General features: G+C 54.9%; 13 protein-coding genes and 4 pseudogenes. 5 read left to right on the top strand and 12 right to left on the bottom strand.

The window, feature by feature from the left end; genetic code table 11:
- Window positions 1–15: 15 nt before the first annotated feature.
- Genes kdpB through kdpF form a run of 3 tightly spaced genes read right to left on the bottom strand, consistent with a single transcriptional unit; the run spans window position 16 to window position 3,876 of the window.
- On the bottom strand, window positions 16–2,073 hold the full coding sequence (gene kdpB / locus KW849_RS03470) for a potassium-transporting ATPase subunit KdpB (protein ID WP_218427665.1): 2,058 nt from the start codon (window positions 2,071–2,073) through the stop codon (window positions 16–18).
- Window positions 2,074–2,083: 10 nt separating this feature from the next.
- Complete coding sequence (kdpA, locus tag KW849_RS03465; RefSeq protein ID WP_218427663.1) at window positions 2,084–3,778, bottom strand: potassium-transporting ATPase subunit KdpA; 1,695 nt, start codon at window positions 3,776–3,778, stop codon at window positions 2,084–2,086.
- A gap of 8 nt (window positions 3,779–3,786) precedes the next feature.
- Complete coding sequence (gene kdpF / locus KW849_RS03460; protein WP_007899818.1) at window positions 3,787–3,876, bottom strand: K(+)-transporting ATPase subunit F; 90 nt, start codon at window positions 3,874–3,876, stop codon at window positions 3,787–3,789.
- A gap of 195 nt (window positions 3,877–4,071) precedes the next feature.
- Here kdpF and rfbC point away from each other — a divergent pair, with 195 nt between their 5' ends.
- From rfbC to KW849_RS03445, 3 genes are all read left to right on the top strand, one after another.
- Window positions 4,072–4,617 (top strand): dTDP-4-dehydrorhamnose 3,5-epimerase, encoded by a 546-nt coding sequence (gene rfbC, locus KW849_RS03455; protein WP_218427660.1) that lies wholly within the window; start codon window positions 4,072–4,074, stop codon window positions 4,615–4,617.
- A 240-nt stretch (window positions 4,618–4,857) separates the two neighbouring features.
- Window positions 4,858–5,025, top strand: coding sequence for a DUF2897 family protein (locus KW849_RS03450; protein WP_007985427.1), 168 nt, complete (start codon window positions 4,858–4,860; stop codon window positions 5,023–5,025).
- A 166-nt stretch (window positions 5,026–5,191) separates the two neighbouring features.
- Window positions 5,192–5,749, top strand: coding sequence for a TetR/AcrR family transcriptional regulator (locus KW849_RS03445; protein ID WP_218427658.1), 558 nt, complete (start codon window positions 5,192–5,194; stop codon window positions 5,747–5,749).
- On the opposite strand, the gene fabF is transcribed toward KW849_RS03445, so the two are convergent.
- The 6 genes and pseudogenes from fabF to KW849_RS31225 form a co-directional block, all read right to left on the bottom strand.
- Entirely contained in the window at window positions 5,746–7,020 is a 1,275-nt protein-coding gene (gene fabF / locus KW849_RS03440; RefSeq protein ID WP_218427656.1) for a beta-ketoacyl-ACP synthase II, read from the bottom strand. The two genes, KW849_RS03445 and fabF, sit on opposite strands and share 4 nt — an antisense overlap.
- 32 nt (window positions 7,021–7,052) lie before the next feature.
- Entirely contained in the window at window positions 7,053–7,847 is a 795-nt protein-coding gene (locus KW849_RS03435) for an SDR family oxidoreductase (RefSeq protein ID WP_218427654.1), read from the bottom strand.
- A 204-nt stretch (window positions 7,848–8,051) separates the two neighbouring features.
- The gene (locus KW849_RS03430; RefSeq protein ID WP_218427652.1) at window positions 8,052–8,387 is read right to left on the bottom strand and encodes a ComEA family DNA-binding protein; all 336 of its coding nucleotides are present in this window, start codon (window positions 8,385–8,387) and stop codon (window positions 8,052–8,054) included.
- A gap of 165 nt (window positions 8,388–8,552) precedes the next feature.
- Window positions 8,553–9,167: pseudogene (locus tag KW849_RS31230) on the bottom strand (IS66 family transposase); the annotation flags it as partial.
- A 9-nt stretch (window positions 9,168–9,176) separates the two neighbouring features.
- Window positions 9,177–10,268, bottom strand: a complete 1,092-nt coding sequence (locus KW849_RS03415; RefSeq protein ID WP_218427649.1) for an EpsG family protein — start codon at window positions 10,266–10,268, stop codon at window positions 9,177–9,179.
- A 229-nt stretch (window positions 10,269–10,497) separates the two neighbouring features.
- Window positions 10,498–10,884: pseudogene (locus KW849_RS31225) on the bottom strand (MBL fold metallo-hydrolase); the annotation flags it as partial.
- 548 nt (window positions 10,885–11,432) lie between these two features.
- On the opposite strand from KW849_RS31225, the pseudogene KW849_RS03405 reads away from it, so the two are divergent.
- Window positions 11,433–11,578: pseudogene (locus KW849_RS03405) on the top strand (IS3 family transposase); the annotation flags it as partial.
- A 262-nt stretch (window positions 11,579–11,840) separates the two neighbouring features.
- On the opposite strand, the pseudogene KW849_RS31220 reads toward KW849_RS03405, so the two are convergent.
- A pseudogene (locus tag KW849_RS31220) lies at window positions 11,841–11,939 on the bottom strand (IS3 family transposase); the annotation flags it as partial.
- 47 nt (window positions 11,940–11,986) lie between these two features.
- Here KW849_RS31220 and KW849_RS03395 point away from each other — a divergent pair.
- Entirely contained in the window at window positions 11,987–15,055 is a 3,069-nt protein-coding gene (locus KW849_RS03395; protein ID WP_218427645.1) for a glycoside hydrolase family 78 protein, read from the top strand.
- A 542-nt stretch (window positions 15,056–15,597) separates the two neighbouring features.
- Here the strand turns inward: KW849_RS03395 and KW849_RS03390 are convergent.
- On the bottom strand, window positions 15,598–17,592 hold the full coding sequence (locus tag KW849_RS03390) for a nucleoside-diphosphate sugar epimerase/dehydratase (protein WP_218427885.1): 1,995 nt from the start codon (window positions 17,590–17,592) through the stop codon (window positions 15,598–15,600).
- A gap of 99 nt (window positions 17,593–17,691) precedes the next feature.
- Complete coding sequence (locus KW849_RS03385) at window positions 17,692–18,726, bottom strand: glycosyltransferase family 4 protein (RefSeq protein ID WP_218427643.1); 1,035 nt, start codon at window positions 18,724–18,726, stop codon at window positions 17,692–17,694.
- Window positions 18,727–18,728 lie beyond the last annotated feature (2 nt).

Below are 18,728 nucleotides of genomic sequence, written 5' to 3'. Positions count from 1 at the left end.
AACCTGCACCGGCCATCAAACCAGATGCAACGCCGTCAACAGCATGTCGATGGCCTTGATGCCCACGAACGGCACCAGGATCCCGCCCAGGCCGTAGATCAGCAGATTGCGTCGCAGCAACGCCGCCGCACTCGCCGCGTGAACCCGCACACCGCGCAGCGCCAGCGGAATCAGCACCACAATGATCAGGGCGTTGAACACAATTGCCGAGAGAATCGCGCTCTGCGGACTGCTCAGGTGCATCACGTTGAGCACGCCCAGTTGCGGGTAGATCGCAGCGAACAGTGCCGGCAGGATCGCGAAGTACTTGGCCACGTCGTTGGCGATGGAAAAGGTCGTCAGCGCACCGCGGGTGACCAGCAATTCCTTGCCGATCTGCACCACGTCCAGCAGCTTGGTCGGGTCGCTGTCGAGGTCGACCATGTTGGCCGCTTCACGGGCTGCCTGCGTGCCGTCGTTCATCGCCATGCCGACATCTGCCTGGGCCAGTGCCGGGGCGTCGTTGGCGCCGTCGCCGCACATGGCGACCAGGCGACCGTCGTTTTGCTCGTGACGTATGCGCGCCAGTTTTTTCTCCGGCGTGGCTTCGGCCAGCACATCGTCCACCCCTGCTTCAGCGGCGATGGCAGCGGCGGTCAACGGGTTGTCGCCAGTGACCATGACGGTACGGATCCCCAACTTGCGCAGCTCGGCGAAACGCTCGCGGATGCCGGGTTTGACCACGTCCTTGAGGTGGATCGCGCCGAGCAACTTGCCGTCGGCACACACCAGCAGCGGGGTGCCACCGCTTTGGGCGATCTTGTCGACTTCACGGGACAACGGTGCAGCCAGATCAGCCCGCTTGAGGCCGACAAAGGCCAACAACGAATCCACCGCGCCTTTGCGGTACACACGGCCCTGATAGTCGACACCGGACAGGCGGGTTTCGGCGCTGAACGGCACGGCGGTCAGCACGTCAGCGGACGGCTCCGGTTGCGGATGAGTGCCACGCAGGTACTCGACGATCGACTTGCCTTCGGCGGTGTCGTCGGCCAGCGAAGCCAGCAATGCGCCTTCGGCCAGTTCCCCGGCTGTCACACCTGGTGCGGCATACACCGCCGAGCAACGACGGTTACCGAAGGTGATGGTGCCGGTCTTGTCCAGCAGCAGGACGTGCACGTCCCCCGCCGCTTCCACCGCGCGACCGGACTTGGCGATCACGTTCAGACGTACCAGGCGATCCATCCCGGCGATACCGATGGCCGACAGCAAACCGCCGATGGTGGTCGGAATCAACGTGACCAACAGCGCCACCAGGAACACCAGCGGCAGGCTGCCATTGGCGAAGTGGGCGAACGGTTGCAGGGTCACGACCACCAGCAGGAAGATCAGGGTCAGGCCGATCAGCAGGATGTCGAGCGCCACTTCGTTCGGGGTTTTCTGCCGTTTGGCGCCTTCGACCAGGGCAATCATGCGGTCCAGGGTCGACTCACCGGGGTTGGCAGTAATCTTCACCAACAGCCAGTCAGACACCAGCCGCGTGTTGCCGGTGACGGCCGAGCGGTCACCGCCGGACTCACGAATCACCGGCGCCGATTCGCCGGTAATCGCCGCTTCGTTGACCGCCGCGATGCCTTCGATCACCTCGCCGTCACCGGGGATCATCTCCCCGGCTTCGACGCGCACCACATCACCTTTGCGCAAGCTGGCGGCGGGCACCACCTGAAAGCTGCCGTTGCCGGTCTTGCGCCGGGCGCTCAGGCCCTCACTGCCAGCCTTGAGGCTGTCTGCACGGGCTTTGCCGCGGCCTTCGGCCAGGGCTTCGGCGAAGTTGGCGAACAGTACGGTGAACCACAGCCACACAGCGATTTGCGCGGCGACGAAGGTTGGCACGGCCGTGTCGGGCACGAAGCACAGGACGGTCGTCAGGATCGCGGTCAGTTCGACCACCAGCATCACCGGCGCACGTTGCAACTGCCGAGGGTCGAGCTTGACGAAGGCTTGCACCAGCGCCGGGCGCCAGAGGGCCGAGATTGCGGTTTTCGGTTGCTCCGCTGCCTTGACGGCAGCAGGCTTGATTGCAGGCATATTCATGATGGTTTCCTTAGAATCCCATGCTCAGATGTTCAGCGATTGGTCCCAATGCCAAAGTCGGCAGGAAGGTCAAACCACCCACCAGCAAAATGGTCACGGTCAGCAGGGTCACGAACAGTGGACCGTGGGTCGGGAAGCTGTTTTGTCCGATCGGCGCGGTTTTCTTCATCGCCAGGCTGCCGGCCAGGGCCAGCACCGGGAGGATGTAGCCGAAGCGACCAATCAACATCCCCAGGCCCAGCATCAGGTTGTGGAAGGGGGTGTTGGCGCCGAAGCCACCGAAAGCCGAACCGTTGTTGGCACTGGCCGAGGTATAGGCATAGAGCAACTGACTGAATCCGTGAGGCCCTGGGTTGCTCACGGCGGCCACTGGACCTGGCAGGCTGGCGGCGATCGCACTGAGCACCAGTACACCGATCGGCATGACCATCAGGGTCACCACCAGCAATTGCACTTCCCTGGCCTGCAGTTTCTTGCCGAGGTATTCCGGGGTGCGGCCGATCATCAGGCCGGCGAGAAACACCGCGATCAACACGTTGAGCAACATGCCGTAGAGCCCGGCGCCAACGCCGCCGAAGATCACTTCGCCGACCATCATGTTGACCAGCGCCACCATGCCACTCAGCGGGTTGAGGCTGTCGTGCATGCCGTTGACCGAACCGTTGGACGCAGCCGTGGTGGTCACCGACCACAACACCGTGGCGGTGGTGCCCAAGCGCGCTTCCTTGCCTTCCAGCGGTGCGGTCTGTTCGACGGCGACGTTGTTCAGGGCCGGGTTCGGTTGGTATTCAGCCCACAGCGAGGTTGCGCCGCCGATCAGGAACAGCGCCAGCATGCAGGCGATGATCGCGCGGCTCTGGCGCAGGTCCTTCACGTAATGGCCGAAGGTGAAGACCAGCGCGACGGGGATCAGAATGATCGAGGTCATTTCGAACAGGTTGCTCCATGCCGTCGGGTTCTCGAACGGATGTGCCGAGTTCACGCCGAAGAAACCGCCACCGTTGGTGCCCAGTTGCTTGATCGCAATCTGACTGGCCGCCGGGCCAAGGGGAATGACCTGGTCGACGCCTTGCACCGTCACCGCATTCACATATTGCGCGAAGGTTTGCGGCACGCCCTGCCAGACCAGATACAGCGCCAGCAGCAGGCACAGCGGCAGCAGGCCATAGAGGGTGGCGCGGGTCATATCGACCCAGAAATTGCCAAGCGATGCAGTGGATTTGCGACCGATGCCGCGGCACAGCGCAACCAGGACAGCCAGACCGGTGGCGGCGCTGACGAAGTTCTGCACGGTGAGGCCGACCATCTGGCTCAAGTAGCTCAGGGACGCTTCGCCGCTGTAGGCCTGCCAGTTGGTGTTGGTCATGAAGCTGACGGCGGTGTTGAACGCCAGCGTCCACTCCTGGCCCGGCAGATTTTGCGGGTTCAGCGGCAAGTGGCCCTGGAGCAACAGGATCGCGAACAGCAACAGGAAACCCGCGAAGTTGAAGGCAATCAAGGCCAGGGCGTATTTCTGCCAGCTCTGTTCGGCTTGCGGATCGACGCCGGCCAAACGATAACAACCGCGTTCGACCGGGCCGAGAATCGGCGTCAGCCAGGTGCGCTGCCCCTCCATCACCTTGTAGTAGAAGCGCCCGAGAAATGGCGCCGGGACCAATACCAGGGCGAAAAACCCGAGGATCAGCCAATAGTCATAACTGTGCATAGCCGCTCCTAGTTCCGGTCCGCGCGCAGCAGCGCAACCAACAGATAAATGAACAGCCCCACTGCCAGCAGCAGCGACACCCCGTCCAGAACGCTCATGGAAGTTCTCCGTGTTACGGCGTATTGCCGCGTGTGGAGTCATTGTCGGAAAGGAGGCTGTAAAGGAACGAGATCGAGGGTGCGGGCGGGGCATAAAGAATGCGTAAAGAGTGAAATCCCGAGTCACTACTCGCTTAGGAGTGCACTTTGCGCAAGAATGTCGACCATTGATGCCCATTGCTGGAGAAACACCCCATGAATGTAATCACCACTGATCTGCCCGGTGTTCTGATCATCGAACCGAAGGTATTTGGTGATGAGCGAGGCTTCTTTTATGAAAGCTTCAATGCCAAGGCTTTTGAAGATGCGACTGGCCTGAATACACAATTCGTCCAGGACAATCATTCGCGCTCGCAAAAAGGTGTATTGCGCGGCCTGCACTACCAGCTGGAAAACACTCAAGGCAAATTGGTTCGTGTCACCGTTGGTGAAGTACTCGACGTTGCCGTCGATATCCGCCGCAGCTCGCCACATTTCGGCAAGTGGGTCGCTGTACGACTGTCCGCCGAAAACCATCGCCAGCTATGGGTTCCGGAAGGTTTCGCCCATGGTTTCGTGGTGCTGAGTGACTTCGCCGAGTTTCTCTACAAAACCACCGACTACTACACCCCTTCCGCCGAGCGCAGCATTCGTTGGGATGACCCGGACCTGGCCATCGACTGGCAGCTGAGCGAAGTACCGCAACTGTCGACAAAAGACCAGGCCGCCGCGTACTTCAAGGATGCCGAGGTTTTTTCCTGAGCCTGGACTCCCAGACTTCATGATGGTGGGTCCAGTGAACCTCATGTTGTCCGGGCAATTGCGCGCCGGAGCACCGACGGATGCGATGTTGACCGGACATTGAAAGCGTTCGGGTGGATCTTGAACAACAGGCATAGAATGGCGGTGATAGCGATGGAACTGCGATAAAACCCCATTACTCAAAGTGATATGCACGAACGGTCGGCGAACCCTCGCCCACCTGCTTTCAAGGAGAGCCCTATGCCCTGGTATGCTTGGCTGATTCTGGTCGTTGCCATCGGCTCGATCGTTGGTGGTCTGATGCTGCTGCGCGACACCGCCAATAAGGTCGAACTGACCGAAGAGCAACGTAAGCGCGTCGCCGAACGCAATGCGGAAATGGACGCCAAGGAAGCGCAGGACCGCTGACTGAAAACCCCGCCTGTAACGGCGGGGTTTGTTTTTGTGTGGAATCTCCTTAAATCATGCTGCTTTGTAGCCATATCGAAGCATCTGCATGCTTTTTAGAAGTAGAAGTACAGTCACCATGCAATTTTCATTGGTTAATATGGCCGCATTGATGCGGAGATATCAGATGCGTTACTCGCAGGACCATAAAGCCCAGACCCACCAACGCATAATCAGGGAAGCTTCAGCGCGATTTCGACGCGACGGTATCGGCGCGACCGGGCTGCAACCTCTGATGAAAGCACTGGGCTTGACCCACGGTGGCTTTTACTCACACTTCAAGTCCAAAGACGAACTGGTGGAGAAAGCCTTGCAAGAGGCTGGCGTACAAGTCGACCAGTTGTGCGCGCAAATCTTCGCCGGGGAACACCCACTCGAAACCTTCATCGACACCTACCTGTCCGAATGGCATCAAACCTCGCCTCACGAGGGCTGCCCGCTGCTGACCATTTCTTCGGAACTGGGGCTGCGTGGCCAACCGAGCCCAACCAGCGACGTCGTGCTCCAGGCGCGACTCGATCAGATCCAGCACACCCTTGACGGAGAGCGCACCGCCGACCGCAGCATCGTCATCATGTCGACGCTGGTCGGCGCCTTGCTGTTATCCCGCAGTGTCGCTGACACCGAGTTTGCCCAACGGATCCTCGACGTCGTACGCGATCACCTCAAACATTCACAGGATTAATCCTGCCAACGCTTGAACAGCACACTGGCATTGACCCCGCCAAATCCGAAGCCATTGGACAGCGCATATTCAATGGCCATTGGCCGCGCTTTGCCATGAACGATATCCACTCCTTCAGTGGCTGGGTCCGGGTTCTCGAAATTGAGAGTGGCCGGCACGATCTGGTCACGAATCGCCAGCAGCGTAAAGATCGCTTCGAGCCCACCCGCGGCACCGAGCAAATGCCCGGTCGCCGACTTGGTCGATGTCACGGCGATGCCGTTTTGCGCACCGAACAACGCCTTGATTGCCGCCAGCTCACCCAGATCACCCACCGGAGTCGAGGTTGCATGAGCATTCAGATGCTGAACCTGAGCCGGTGAAACACCGGCCTGTGCCAATGCCAACGACATCGCTCGCCGCGCACCGCTGCCATCTTCGGGGCCTGCGGTCAGGTGAAAGGCGTCAGCACTGGTGCCATAGCCGACCAACTCGGCTAAGGGTTGAGCCCCGCGTGCCAGGGCATGCTCCAGGGACTCAATCACCAGAAGTCCCGCCCCCTCCCCCATCACAAAGCCGTCGCGATCACTGTCGAACGGCCGAGAAGCCCGCTCAGGCGTTTCGTTGTAACCACTGGACAAGGCACGCGCAGCCGCGAACCCGGCAAGACTGACCCGATCGATCGCTGCTTCCGAGCCGCCACACACGGCAATATCCGCTTCGCCACAACGAATCAGCCGCGCCGCATCTCCAATCGCTTGCACCCCGGCCGCACACGCAGTCACCGGAGCACCCAACGGGCCCTTGAATCCGTACTGGATCGACACATGGCCCGCCGCGAGATTGACCAGGAACGACGGAATAGTGAAGGGCGACAGTCGCCGAGGTCCACGGCTGTCAGTGGTGCGCACCGCATCGGCAATCGCGCCGAACCCACCGACCCCAGAACCGATAATGGTTGCCGTGCGTTCCTGGGCTTGCGGGTCCAGCGCTTGCCAACCGGCCTGCTCCAACGCCTGCCGCGCGGCCTCCATGGCAAACAGAATGAAGCGGTCCATCTTCTTCTGCTCTTTGGGTGGCGTTGCTCGATCCGGGTCAAAACCCGCCTCGGGATCTTCCGCCACGGTGAGTACCGTGCCGCCAACCTTGGCCGGCAGATCGGCGACCACCTCTTCAGGTAAATTACGCAGCCCGGAACGCCTGGCCAGCAAACGCTCCCAGACAGCTTCAACACCGCTACCCAGCGGAGACACCAGGCCCATACCGGTGACAACTACTCGACGATCACTCATATCGCAAATACCTCAAGCCGATGGAAGGCGCCTCATTTGTAACGTGCGGCGGCCGTACTTTTGGAAAGATTCGGCGCCATGACATGACGCGCTGCAACGAAAGCATCCCACTCACCGGCATCCGGCAACGAAGGAATGGTGATGAGCTCTCCCTGGTCCAGACCCGAGAGCGCCGCGTCGACCATTTCATCCGTTTCCATGACCATGTCCACCGGAATCTGGCTAGCGTCGATACCGGAGCGTTCCCAGATCTCGGTGCGCGTCACGCCTGGCAACACAGCTTGAACCTTGACCCCGGTGCCATCCAGTTCGGCATTCAAGGACTGCGTCAGGCTTAACACATACGCTTTACTGGCGCTGTAGGTCGCATTGAAGCGCTCGGGAAACAACGCCACCGCCGACGCTATATTGATGATAGAACCCCGGCCTGCCTTGGCAAAACTGGCGGCTGCCGCCGATGCCAGGCGTGTGACCGTGGTGACATTCAGTTGAATCAGGTTTTCCATCTGCTCCATGTCGGCATTCGCCAGCAAGCCATCCGCCGCGACGCCGGCGTTGTTTAGCAACAGGCTGATACTCGAATCGCTGCGAAGACGCTGTTCGATCTTCAGTACATCATCCCTTTGTGTCAGGTCTGCCTTGAGCACTTCCACCTGAACACCGTGCTCGGCGCGCAATTTGGTCGCGGCCGCCTCAAGCCGCCGCTCGTCACGAGCAACCAACAACAAATCAAAACCACGCGCTGCCAACCTCTCCGCGTAAATCGCACCGATACCGGAAGATGCACCGGTAACGAGGGCTGTACCTTGGGACTGGGTGGAAGTCATGATTGTGCTCCTGGGGGATGTTTAGGGGAAACGAGCGCCTGAATGCCTGTACGCTTTAGCGAACCAAAAATGGATTATAGGCATAATCCAAGAAGAATATGATAGACATAATTTTTTGTTGCCCGATAGAAGGCGCTGCACTGCCCCTTTCGCCACAAACAAAAAGACCGGTCAATGACCGGCCCTTGGCGTTGAGATACAAGCTTAGTTCACGTGGAGCTTCTCGCGGTTCTTGTCCAGAATCGCTTTACCTATCCCCTTCACTTCCAGCAGTTCGTCTATGGAGGAAAATGGCCCATTACTTTCACGATAAGCAACAATCGCCTTGGCTTTGGCCTCTCCGATACCGGTCAACTCGCGCTGCAGTGTCGGGGCATCGGCTGCATTGAGATCGACTTTGCCGGACTGTGTCTTAGGAGACACCTCCAGCACCGGAGGCGCGCTGCCTGATTCGGGCTTCGCCCCAGGTGCGGCAATTGTGGCAACAGAGGCGCTGGTGAGCAGGGCAAAAACCAGAGAATAAAAATAGCCAATACGCATAATTGAAGCTCCATGACATCGTTTTAGAAGGCAGCTTTTCCGAAGCCGCCTTCCAAACCTAGGCGATGGCTAGATCTTGTCAAAAAAGTGTCTGTTGCACGATGTGAAACAATCATATGCAATCCATAAAGTACACGTACCGCCAGGTGCGCTCCTCGTCTCCCATGGCATTTCTGGTGAGCAGTTCCACGGCAGTAGCGCTTCGTAGTCGGCCACCGACTGCGCATGTGGCAGTCGCTCCAGTTAGTGGCGCAGCCACGTATAGGGTTCCTGGCCGTTGACCTTTGCGGTCTCGACCAAGCTGTAGATCTGGGCACAGGTCGTAGCGCCTTCAGGCCTATCGCTGAACAGCCATGCCTTGCGCCCGATCAGGAACGGCTTTATCGCTCGTTCGGCGGAGTTGTTGTCGATCGGTAAAAAACCAGCCTCCATGTAGCGTTCCAGCCGGCTCCAGTTGCTGGCCAGATAATTCACGGCCTTGCCCGGCACACTTTGTGGCATCACCTGTGGCTGCGTTTTCTCCAGCCAGCTTTTCAACTGACCCAGGATCGGCAAGCTCTTTTCCTGACGGCCAATAAAACGCGGTTCATCGCTGGCGTCCTTGAGTTCGCCCTCGATGCCATACAACCTGTTAATCATGGTCAGCACGATATCGGCACGCCCCCTCTTGCCCTTGGGCTGCACTTTTTGCGCATCGACGAACTCGCGCCGGACATGGGCCATGCACGCCAGGCGTTCCACCCCCGGTTGCAACGCCAGCGCGTTATAACCTGCGTAATCGCGGCTACCTCATTTGACATTCCGATCTATATGAGCATCGAGAGCCTCATAAAATCTCCGCTCTCCATCTCCTCTATCAGTACCCAAAGCTTCGGAAATCACATTTTGATAGGGCACATATGAGACAAAAGCAGGATCCAACAAAAATTTCGCCAAAACCAATAACGAAATAAGCATGAGGACCAAGGTTTCCAACATAAACCCACGCCTTACAAAATTAAATGAAATATAAACAGCCTGAATTAAAACCGTGACAACTTGATATCTATTCCAAAAAACAGGTAAAAACCACATACCAACTTGAAGAGCAAGCAGTATAAGCGTGCTCCACCTGGCAAGATTCAACAACAGTGACTCAAGTCGATCCCTAAACAAGCAAATCATAAAAAAAACATTTAACGCCACATAAAACAAAGAACCGATAGAAATATCAGACTGAGCAGACTTTTCAGAATAAAATAACAGTTTCTCAGAGAAAGGAATGTAAGCAAAGAGTCCCGAATCTAACAAATAATTAAAGCTCAAACCAAAAACAACGCCAGCTGACAAGATCAGAAAGGCCATGCGCGCCTTTAACTCAACCCCCGACAATAGCAATAAAGGCATAAAAGCAAGCGAAAAGGAATGAAAGCCAACAGACAAACAAGTGTAAAATATAGATTTAAACTTATCCTTTTCAAGCCAAAACAACACCGCAAGTAACACCAATGAAATCGAAAGCGAAAACCTTATCGTCGCCATATTTGTTGCCAAGTACGTCCAACAAAAACAAACAGCTCCAACACCAGAAAAGCCTGCACCAAAAAACCTACAAAACCTGTAAAGAATAAAGCCATTAAAAACAGACACTAAAAACAAGAACACTTGAAAGCTTACAACCTGGCTACATATAAATGTGACGGCCAAATATAGCGGCTCAAATGACGACTCATGAACAAATGCAAAAAAATCAGAAACCTCAATACTCTCGTAATCCTGCTTGTATATAAGCCAATCATTACCAGTCTCAAACCTGAGACCCGAAAATAAAACAAACAATAACAACGCACAAAAATCCAGAGCCCGATTATCCCGGCTATCCTGACCCAAGCTTATAGACATAAGAAACAAAATCCACAACACCAAGCTTACTGAAAAATATGCAATCACTTCACTCGCCCCGCCTTACACTTGACAATATACATCGAAAAACAAAGTAAAAAATAGAACAAATCAACAAGCCAGATCATCAATTCAAGCTCTCAAGATTTAAGAAATTCTGCATATACAAAATAAAACACTGAAAATCCAACAATCAGAGAATAGTAAACTGAGTATTTACTGCCTAATCCACTACGCCTTTATGGTTCACATGGGCCGAATAGCCGCCTATGGTATGGACTTGTGCTCGGATGTCATAGCGTTGTTTGTGCAGTTCCACGTAACCACCGTGCAGGCCGTAGGCTTGAATGGCCCGACCCAGTGTGCCTTAGGCTCGGTAACCGACGAAGAGAACATTGTGTCGCAGGTCGTGCAGCATGGCTATCAGATAATTGACGATTCGACCGCTGCTGCACATTCCGTTCCCTGCGATGACGATGGCCGGACGAGCGGTTTCCGTCAAATGGCGAACCTTCTTCAAATTTGCTTGATGGCTATCGACGGTCAGCAGTTGCTCGAAGCTCAGCTGGCAACGGCCTTGTTTGACCGGCTTCAGTGCTTCTTTATCCCAAAGGGGTATAGGCCTGACGCGGTCAATTCGGACATCGGTGGCGATCAGTGCCTTGACCGTATCCAGGTGAAACTCGATGGACAGGCGATCGACGCCGGATCTGCCTTTAGCGGAGGTTTCCGCGCCCTGGAACGGCCGTAGTCGATCAACAGGCTGGGCATCAATAGGCGTTGGCAGCAGGAGCCAGTTCTTGGCGCCATGATGGTGCAGGATGTCGGGGTATGACATTGAGTCATTCCTTTGGTGGCGGCAGGAATGGCAGTTACCTGCCCCCCCCCCCCCCCCGCATAGATCCGTACGTGCGGAACTAACGCATGCAGCTCCTGCCTCAGGTATGTGACGCGAAGCGATCTTCCGGGTACGGGCGTACATTCTTGGGACTTGGAATATAGAGGTCAGCAAGGCGTCCGCAGCGTGACCATTGAAGCCGATTACGCTGGCTGCGACGTTTGAGGGCTTGCCGCCATAGAGGGCATACCGCCAGACGAAAACCACCAGGACGGATCAGGTTTCCCGACACTGCGTGGTGATTGAAGTATAAGCAACCCGGCTCACACGCCTACAAAAAGGCGACGGTGGAGCGGTTGTTTCGCAGCCTGAAAACGCAATGGGTACCGGCCGTGGGCTACATCAATTCAACGGCGGGCTGCCGCCCGCTGTTGCCGAGGAAAAACTTAACGCAGTGTCCGGAATTAGTTGACCACCACATCTTGATTGATAGGCATATTGTATATTCGAAGCGAGTTGCACACGTATAAATGAATGCCTCTACTTTGAAAATTCACCATGGCTATACAAGCTTATTCCCTACCAGGATCAAAGCATTCTTATTTCCCCTCTCCCAGGGCCGTCTCGTTTGGCCCATCTGAGGTTCCCTCGGGTTTTCGCCTTCCAAAGGACGGTGGTTGTGCTACTCTTTTCTCCGTTTGTTGCTCAAGGCGCCAGTCGCGGAGCAACTGACAGGGAGAGCGGTAGCCCAAGGTCGAATGCAGGCGCTTGCGGTTGTAGAAAACCTCAATGTACTCGAAGGCCACGGCCCGCATTCCATCGCGCGTCTGGAATCCAGGCGTATCTACTAGGTCGGCGGTAGAGATAAAAATTTTAACAAATGAAAATTCGAGGACTTATTTCCGTCTTTCTTCTCGCGGCCATTCTGTGGTTTTGTACTGTTACATTAAGTGCCACGGAGACCGTGAAAGTTGAAAGCGTTTCTATCGAAAATGCCAACGCTTCGCTTGGCATTGACACTCCGACCCCAAGATTCAGCTGGGTGATTGCATCGAACGAGCGTAACCAGAAACAGACCTTCTATCAAATCCGAGTTGCATCAAGTCCAGAGAAACTCCGTGACGCGGATGTTTGGGATAGTGGCAAGATCGCCGACGAGCGATCACAATTTATTCCGTATGACGGTGCCCCCCTACGTTCACGTACAAGGTATTTTTGGACGGTCCGTGTCTGGGATGTTCATGGCCGGCCATCTGCCTGGAGCAAACCTTCTTGGTGGGAAATGGGATTGTTGACCGCTACCGATTGGAAAGCCCAATGGATCGGCCGTGGTGGCGTGGTGCCCATGCCTCCGGATCTTATCAAATCGCAACTTCCCGCCACTCCGGCCCAACTCAAGCCAGGTGAAAGTCAAGGTCAGAGTTTCACTACCGATCACTCTATCGCGTCAGTCAGCGCAGAGGTTCCGACCTTCAAGACTAGAAATACCAGCTTTACCCTCTCGTTAAGAAAAAGCGGGCCCGACGGTGAACTAGTGGCAAAACGGCGCATCGAGAACCACACGGATAATGAATGGGCAACCCTGAAGCTCGACAGCCCACTCCCACCTGGAAAATATTATCTCGAACAATCTGAGGTCGTCGGCGACGCGGGATGGTACACATACCCAGACAGCACTTATACGTTTGGAGAAGCCTACGCCAATGCGATGGAAATTTCGGGAGACCGCAAGACAAAATGGGAAATCAGCGGTTCGCGAGAACCCGATGGACTGACATCCCGATTGCGCCGAAACTTTGATGCCAGCAAGGAAATCAAACAAGCCAGACTGTATATCACTGCACTCGGGCTGTATCGAGCTCAAATTAATGGCAAAACTGTAAGTACTGACTACTTCGCACCGGGCTGGACCGACTATCGGAAGCGGGTTCAATACCAGACCTACGACGTGACAAAACTGATCCATGCGGGCGGGAATGCAATTGCAGTCGACTTGGGTCCCGGCTGGTACGTCGGGAATGTTGGATCATTAGGTCCGAACCAGTATGGCCAGTTGCCTTACCTGCTCGCGCAACTCGAATTGCACTATACGGATGGCAGCAGTGAACTGATCGCTACGGATGACAGTTGGAAGAGTGCACTTGGGCCAATAGTTAATTCCGATCTGATAATGGGTGAACAATACGATGCCCGATTGACAACGCCCGGCTGGAATTTACCCAACTACGATGATAAGAACTGGAAGCAGGTACTGGTAGGTCCTAATGTGGGAGCCGCCCTGGTTGCGCAAGTCGACCCTCCAATTCGCGTTGACCATGAGATCAAGCCCATAAAGGTTACGCAAATCAAGCCCGGCACCTACATTTACGATATGGGTCAAAACATGGTGGGCGTCGTAAGATTGCGCACCCGAGGGAAGACTGGGCAAGTTCTTACGCTTCGGCACGGTGAAGTCTTAAACACGGATGGCACGTTGTATACGGAAAACCTTCGTACTGCAAAAGCGACGGATCAGTACATCATGAGCGGGCAGGGAATGGAGAAATTTGAGCCCACATTCACGTTTCATGGCTTCCGATATGTCGAAGTTAGCGGCGCAACGTCTCAGCCTGAAATTGTCGGTCGTGTATTGCGGACAGCTTCACCATTGACTATCTCCTTTGATACCAATGTGCCGATGCTGAATCAGCTACAACAGAATATCTTATGGAGTCAGCGCGGGAACTTTCTCTCGGTTCCAATGGACACACCTGCACGAGATGAGCGCTTGGGGTGGACGGGGGACCTCGCAGCATTTGCGGGTACAGCCGCCTACAATATGCAGACGTTATCTTTCCTGGAAAAATGGCTGACTGATCTTCGTGATACTCAATCGCCAACCGGGGCCTTTGCCGATGTTGCACCTACTCTCCAGGGAATCAAAAACGCTGACGCTGGCTGGGGTGACGCCGGTGTATCTGTGCCTTGGACCTTGTATGAGCGCTATGGAGACCTGCGCATACTCGAGCAAAACTTCAGTGCAATGGACAGTTGGCTTTCGTATCTAGAAAAGACCAGTACAGACTATCTTCGTCCCAGTAGCGGGTACGGTGACTGGATGAACGTGGATGATGAGACGTCAAAAGATCTCATTGCGACAGCATTCTTCGCGGATAGCGCGCATACCCTCGAAAAAGTTGCTCGCGCGCTCAATAAGGATTCCCGTCGATATGCAGATCTTTTTGCGAATATTCAAAATGCATTTAATCGTGCGTATGTCCTTCCAGATGGCAGATTGAAGTCTGACACGCAAACTGCCTATGCACTTGCGCTGACGATGGATCTCTTGCCGGCAGCATCACGCAAGCCCGCTGCAGATCGATTGGTTCAATTGATCAAGGACAAGAACTGGCACCTGTCCACAGGATTCCTCGGCACACCTCGTCTGCTACCCGCACTATCGGAAACGGGTCATGCAGACGTGGCGTACCGGCTGCTGCTTCAAAATAGCTATCCATCCTGGGGCTACCAGATCAGCAAAGGTGCAACGACGATGTGGGAGCGTTGGGACGGAATTCGGCCAGATGGGAGCTTTCAAGACAAGGTGATGAATTCATTCAACCACTACGCCTACGGGTCGATTGGAGAATGGATGTACCAAAACATCGCCGGTATCCGTCCCGTGGAGCCCGGATTTCGACGATTTGTCGTCAAACCTATCCCAGGGGGCGAGGTGCACTCGGCCAATGCCCGTTATAGATCGGGTTACGGGACGATTGCCGTGCGCTGGAATGAAGGAAGTGATCAAGGGGAGCTTTTTGTCAGTATCCCAGTGAACACGAGCGCGGAAATCTGGGTACGAAATAGGGGAGGTAGCGTTCAAAGCGACGGTGCAAATTTCGTCCGTACCGAGCCAGGCTATTCGGTCTATGAGGCCGGTTCTGGGAACTACCGTTTTAACATTCATTGAATTGCCAGAGCTTCAACAGGCGCGGCTTCAGAACTCCTTTGCCCAGCAAGCTTGATTAGCTTGCCGCATGAGCAAGCTGCTGTCAGGCAAGTACCGATCGGCCGAATCAGGTCTGGGCCATGGATACAACCTACATCCCGATGCACCGGGATTTCGTCTATCTGAGCGCGGTTCTCGACTGGGCCACTCGGCGGGTGCTGGCTTGACGCCTGTTGAATATCTGTAGTGGTCAACTAATCCGGACACTGCGTCAAGCTTTTCCTCGGCAACAGCGAGCGGTAGACCGCCATTGAATTGATGTGGCCGTTTCCAGTTGTAGCGTTGCATCAAAAACCGACCAATATCCGCAACCGCTCCACGCCCCCCCACATTCAATGCCGCGATATGACGGCTTTGAATGTAGGGTTCATGGATCCGTTACGTCGTAACCAGGTAGTAAGGCTGAATGAAACGTTAAGGAGAAGCAGCTTCTCTGAAGCTGCCTTCCAATCTCTGGAAATGCCACTCATAGTCCAAGTGGCAGGGCCATGACATAAGTCCGATCAGGGCTCGAGGCGTCGTTGTTGATAGATCCAGTCGACAATTTCACCATCTGGAGCATATCCGCTGACCGTGTCGCGCAGCAATTGACGTACTCGTGCATAGTCATCCTGCTCAACTGCTGCGAGCAGTTCCGTCAGCTTGCCCTTGAGCACCTCCCAAGTCAGATGATCTTCATTGGCACTCATGATCATGGGATGTTGGGTGGAGACTACGTTGTCACCGATCAATAACTCTTCATAAAGTTTCTCGCCCGGACGCAGACCAGTAAACTCAATGGAAATGTCACCGTGTACATTTTTTTCAGAGCGAACACTCAAGCCGGAAAGATGAATCATCTTTTCCGCCAACTCCACAATTTTCACCGGTTCGCCCATGTCCAGAACAAATACGTCCCCACCCTGCCCCATTGACCCAGCTTGAATCACCAGCTGTGCCGCTTCGGGAATGGTCATGAAATAACGGGTAATTTTAGGGTGCGTAACGGTGAGCGGCCCACCCGACTTGATCTGCTTGTGAAATAACGGAATCACCGAACCCGATGACCCCAGCACGTTACCAAATCGGACCATGGTAAATCGGGTTTTATTGACCCGCGACACATTGCCCGTATCACCAAAGAGTACCGGAGCCATCTCGCGGCTCAGTGCCTGCAGTGTCAATTCCGCAAGCCGCTTGGTGCTACCCATCACATTGGTCGGACGCACGGCTTTGTCCGTGGAGATCAATACAAAGTTGGCCACACCGGCTTGGAGAGCGGCCTGGGCGGTATTGAGCGTGCCGATCACATTGTTCAGAACGCCTTCGGCAATGTTGTGCTCTACCATGGGTACGTGTTTGTAAGCAGCGGCATGGTAGACAGTGTCTACGTGCCAGGTTTTCATCACGTCCAGCAACTTTTCTGGATTGCGTACGGAACCGAGAATAGGCAACAGATGAACCGGTAGTGATTCCCGTGCGATGCGCTGCTCTAGTTCAGACAAAATGCTGTAGAGATTGAATTCACTATGATCTAGCAGTAACAACGTTGTTGGCCGCAAAGCCAGGATTTGACGACAAAGTTCTGAACCGATTGAACCACCTGCTCCAGTAACAAGAACCGACTGCCCCTTGATACAGTGCTCGAGCAACTCTCCCTGGGCAGGTACGGAGTCACGGCCAAGCAAGTCAGCAATGTCTACTTCCTGAATATCGTCGACCTTGACTCTACCACTCGCCAGATCCATGAAACCCGGCACACTTCGAACATGCAGCGGAAAACCTTCAAGGAAGGTGAGGATCTCACGGCGACGGCCTCTGTTGGACGACGGAATCGCAAGAAGGACCTCTTGAGCACCAGTAACGTCGATCATTCGCTGGATTTGCTTGGGATTGTAGACATGCAGGCCTGAGATTATCCGATCGGCGATGCCTATATCATCATCAATGAATGCTACCGGGCGCATGGCCCGCCCAATGCGTAATGCCGCAACAAGCTGATTCCCTGCGGCACCGGCACCATAAATTGCCACTCTCGGGAGACCATTATCTCGGCTCGTGAAGGGCACATGCTGAACAGCTGTAAACCAGTCTCCCAAGAAGTACTGACGCATTGCCAAACGCAAACCGCCAATCATGATCAGACTCAACCACCAGTAATTGAAGATGATCGAACGCGGGATGATATTTTGGTGGTTGCTGTACCAGTAGACGATGACCCCAAGAATCAGGGATGACAAGCTCACAGCCTTGATAATGGCGATCAGTGCGTCATTGCCGAAATAGCGCATCACAGCACGATACATGCCAAAGCGGATGAACAACGGTATTGCAACCACTGGAGCAATCAGGAATAGCCAGGGGTTAGCAATAAACGGATTTGCCATCTCATCAATGCCAAGACGAACAACAAACGCCAGCCACAGGGCGACCCAAACCAGAACGACGTCGGCCGAAACCTGAATCAGTCGCTTCTGGCGGCGTGGTAGCCCTAGTAAATGAGCTCGTAACCTCTCCATAAACGCTTCAAACACCTTGTCCTGCTCCTAAACTGGATATGACTCGATCATTGTACCTATTCGGGCACCCACGACACCTGCTAAATCAGTATCCAAAGCTCAACCGGTTGATGTGGAGACTGAGCTTTCGAGTTCTCCTGCATGGAATTTCACAGCGAGAATGATCAGCGGGATGTACGCCATTACCAGACCAATTGCACCATCGAGCCCCCAGTAAATCACGCAGAAAGCAATGGGGAACAACCAGAACATATTGATTGCGCCTACTGCCAGAGTTACCGGTAGATGCTTGCCGAATTGCCGTGAAGCGAACTGGTAAGCGTGACTGCGATGGGCTTCATAAACCTTGTCGCCTCGGAGCATGCGACGTAATAGAGTGAACGTCGCATCGACGATGAAGACCCCTAATAGAATCAACCATGCCCAGAATAGCTCTGAAGACGTCCATGCTGCCTGGAGTGACAGCACGCCCAGTGCAATGCCCAGGAACCCACTTCCCGCATCCCCCATGAAAATGCGTGCCGGGGGAAAGTTCCAATATAGGAAACCAAGGACCGCCATAGCCAAGACCATCGGTCCCCATATCAGCGCTGGAGTCCCATTGATCCAATAGAGGAAACACGCGCCAAGGCACACACACAAAGATTCTACGCTGGCAATTCCGTCAATCCCGTCCATGAAGTTATAAAGGTTGAGGACCCAGACCAGATAAATTGCCGCCAGAATATAGCCAAACCAGTGAAGGTCCACGCTCATTCCAAAAACGACTATAGGAGGAAAGCCTCCAGTCCATAACAGTGCCCATATACCCGCACCGAAATGACCGAGCAATCGCCAACGCGCTGCTATATGGCCATGGTCATCCATAAAGCCAATCAGGGCGACCAACATCCCCGCTCCGCCTACAGCAATGAGCTGCGACCACGCAACTAACCCCGCATAACCAAGAACAGGCAGCGATACGAGAAAAGCGATTACGATGGCCACTCCACCACCCCGTGGGGTTGGGATGGAGTGAGAGCTTCGCGCATTGGGGATATCGATAATGTTTCGACTCAGAGCATAACGACGTAACGCCGCAGTCAGCCCCAAGGAAAGAACGGCAACAGCTGGTATGAGCCACAAGTAAATCATTG

This window comes from Pseudomonas sp. PDM26, from assembly GCF_019219185.1.
Taxonomy (GTDB): Bacteria; Pseudomonadota; Gammaproteobacteria; order Pseudomonadales; family Pseudomonadaceae; genus Aquipseudomonas.
The sequence above is the reverse complement of the archived record's forward strand: the minus strand, read 5'-3'. Positions and strand labels throughout refer to the sequence as shown.

Bases quoted from the DNA above. Each gene is read 5' to 3' on its own strand.
- kdpB (WP_218427665.1), bottom strand. From the start codon at position 2,073: ATGAATATGCCTGCAATCAAGCCTGCTGCCGTCAAGGCAGCGGAGCAA.
- kdpA (WP_218427663.1), bottom strand. From the start codon at position 3,778: ATGCACAGTTATGACTATTGGCTGATCCTCGGGTTTTTCGCCCTGGTA.
- kdpF (WP_007899818.1), bottom strand. From the start codon at position 3,876: ATGAGCGTTCTGGACGGGGTGTCGCTGCTGCTGGCAGTGGGGCTGTTC.
- rfbC (WP_218427660.1), top strand. From the start codon at position 4,072: ATGAATGTAATCACCACTGATCTGCCCGGTGTTCTGATCATCGAACCG.
- KW849_RS03450 (WP_007985427.1), top strand. From the start codon at position 4,858: ATGCCCTGGTATGCTTGGCTGATTCTGGTCGTTGCCATCGGCTCGATC.
- KW849_RS03445 (WP_218427658.1), top strand. From the start codon at position 5,192: ATGCGTTACTCGCAGGACCATAAAGCCCAGACCCACCAACGCATAATC.
- fabF (WP_218427656.1), bottom strand. From the start codon at position 7,020: ATGAGTGATCGTCGAGTAGTTGTCACCGGTATGGGCCTGGTGTCTCCG.
- KW849_RS03435 (WP_218427654.1), bottom strand. From the start codon at position 7,847: ATGACTTCCACCCAGTCCCAAGGTACAGCCCTCGTTACCGGTGCATCT.
- KW849_RS03430 (WP_218427652.1), bottom strand. From the start codon at position 8,387: ATGCGTATTGGCTATTTTTATTCTCTGGTTTTTGCCCTGCTCACCAGC.
- KW849_RS03415 (WP_218427649.1), bottom strand. From the start codon at position 10,268: ATGTCTATAAGCTTGGGTCAGGATAGCCGGGATAATCGGGCTCTGGAT.
- KW849_RS03395 (WP_218427645.1), top strand. From the start codon at position 11,987: ATGAAAATTCGAGGACTTATTTCCGTCTTTCTTCTCGCGGCCATTCTG.
- KW849_RS03390 (WP_218427885.1), bottom strand. From the start codon at position 17,592: ATGGAGAGGTTACGAGCTCATTTACTAGGGCTACCACGCCGCCAGAAG.
- KW849_RS03385 (WP_218427643.1), bottom strand. From the start codon at position 18,726: ATGATTTACTTGTGGCTCATACCAGCTGTTGCCGTTCTTTCCTTGGGG.